At 70.5% G+C, this 1,777-nt stretch carries 2 protein-coding genes; one reads left to right on the top strand and one right to left on the bottom strand.

Features of this window, described 5'->3' with window-relative positions; genetic code table 11:
• Positions 1-101: 101 nt before the first annotated feature.
• A complete protein-coding gene (locus tag AOK16_RS24550; protein WP_055474287.1) occupies positions 102-983 on the bottom strand; it encodes an SCO6745 family protein in 882 nt (293 codons plus the stop codon).
• Positions 984-1,210: 227 nt separating this feature from the next.
• On the opposite strand from AOK16_RS24550, the gene AOK16_RS24545 reads away from it, so the two are divergent.
• Positions 1,211-1,777 (top strand): FAD-dependent oxidoreductase (locus tag AOK16_RS24545; RefSeq protein WP_338058506.1); only part of this gene is annotated, 567 nt, incomplete at its 3' end.

The following is a 1,777-nucleotide window of genomic DNA, read 5'->3' as shown; positions in this document are numbered from 1 at the left end:
GTGCCGGGCCTCTCGTACGGTGCCGGGCCTCTCGTACGGCGCGGGCGTCTCGTACGGCGCCGGGATCAGCGCCGTACGTGGGCGGTCCCGCCCGTGCGGTCTCACCCGTGGGCGGGCGGGTCCGCCGTGTCGTTGCGGGGCAGCTCCCCGGCGGCGACCACGGCGTCGCGGAGCGGCTCGCACAGCGCGATGAGCCGTTCCGCGCGTTCGGCTCCCAGGGAGCGGTAGGGAGGGGCCGCTGCGGCGTCGGTCGCGTCCTCGATCCGGGAGCGGAGCAGTGCGCCCGCCTCGGTCAGCCGCCCGGAGGAGTCCAGGAGCCCCGATTCGGTGAGCGCGGCCACCTCCGTGTCCCAGTCCCGCTCGGACCAGGCGCGGTGCTCGCGCACCTGCTCGGCGCTGAAGAGGCTCTTCCCGGTGGCGGTATCGGTGACCAGCGCCGCGATGGCGCCGACACCGTGACCGACCAGCGCGGCGACATGCCCGTCCCCCCGGTGCTCGCGCAGGAGCGTGATGGCGTGCCACAGCACCAGATGCGGTTCTCGGGGCCACGGCAGCTCGGCGTGCGCGGCGTACAGCGGCCGCCCCTCGGGGGAGCACGCCTCGGCTGCGGTCCTGGCGAGCCCGGCCGCCTCGGCGACCTCCGGGCTCCCCACCGCCCCATCGCCGAGAACGCGGCGCAGCGCACGGTCCACGGCGGACATACGGGCCTCGACGACGCGCTCCGGCGAGGCCAGATCCCACGCCCTGGGCAGATGGAGGGCGACGAGAGCGGGGTTGAAGTTGTAGAACGCGGCTGCCACCGCGGCGGACGATGCGCGGCCGAGTGCGGCCGCGCGGCCGGCGAAGTACCCCATGTGCCCCGGCTCGAGTCCCGCGGACGTGAACTCCTGGTCGGCCTCGGGGGCGAAATAGCAGAGCAGGTGTACGGGGTCCACCGTCTGATGACATCGCGAAGCAATTAAGGGAATCGAATCGCTGATCATGAGGGGATGCTAGAGCGGCCTGTCGAGGGGTGTCAACGGTCTCGATAAGGTCGATACGATGGGGGTAATGCGCGGCCGGAAGGGTAATCACGTTCAGGTAATGGCTCGTTTTGTGGGCGTGATTCAGCCACGCCCGTGAAACGGGTCGAAAGCTGGCCCTTATAACCCTGCGATGCGATTGATCCGTGCCTTGAAATGTCATGTGAGCTGGTCAGATACCGAAGTGGATGCTCTCGTCGCAGAGAAGTGGACGTGTTTTTATGGCTCCTGAAAAAGCGAGGCCGAAAAGTGATCCTTGCGATGTCGTCATCGTGGGCGCGCGGTGTGCCGGTGCACCGCTGGGAATGCTGCTCGCCCGGCGGGGCTATGTGGTGGAAATAGTTGACCGGAATGCGCCTGGATCCGACACGCTGTCCACCCACTGGATCAGGTGGTCGGGGGTGCAGCAGCTCCGTGCGTGGGGCCTTGTTCCGGCCTTGGAGAAAACGGGGTGTCCACCCATCGTCAGCGCCTCACTCGATTTCGAGGGGCACGTGGTGGCGGGTGGGCCGAGGGCCGGAGGGGCGGAGGCCGCGACCTACGCGCCCCGGCGGACCGTGCTGGACGCGCTGCTGGTGGCCGAGGCCCGCGCCCAGGGGGCGCGGCTGCGGGAGCGCTTCGCGGTCACCGGTCTCGTCGTCGACGACGGCAGGGTCGTGGGGGTGCGGGGGGCCGGACCGGCGGGGGCCGCCGAGCTGCGCGCGCGGGTTGTCGTCGGTGCCGACGGCCGCGACTCGACCGTAGCGCGCCTGGTG

Source organism: Streptomyces pathocidini (assembly GCF_001418495.1).
Lineage (GTDB): Bacteria > Actinomycetota > Actinomycetes > Streptomycetales > Streptomycetaceae > Streptomyces > Streptomyces pathocidini.
Note: the sequence above shows the minus strand (reverse complement) of the source record. Positions and strands in the feature narration are given on the sequence as shown.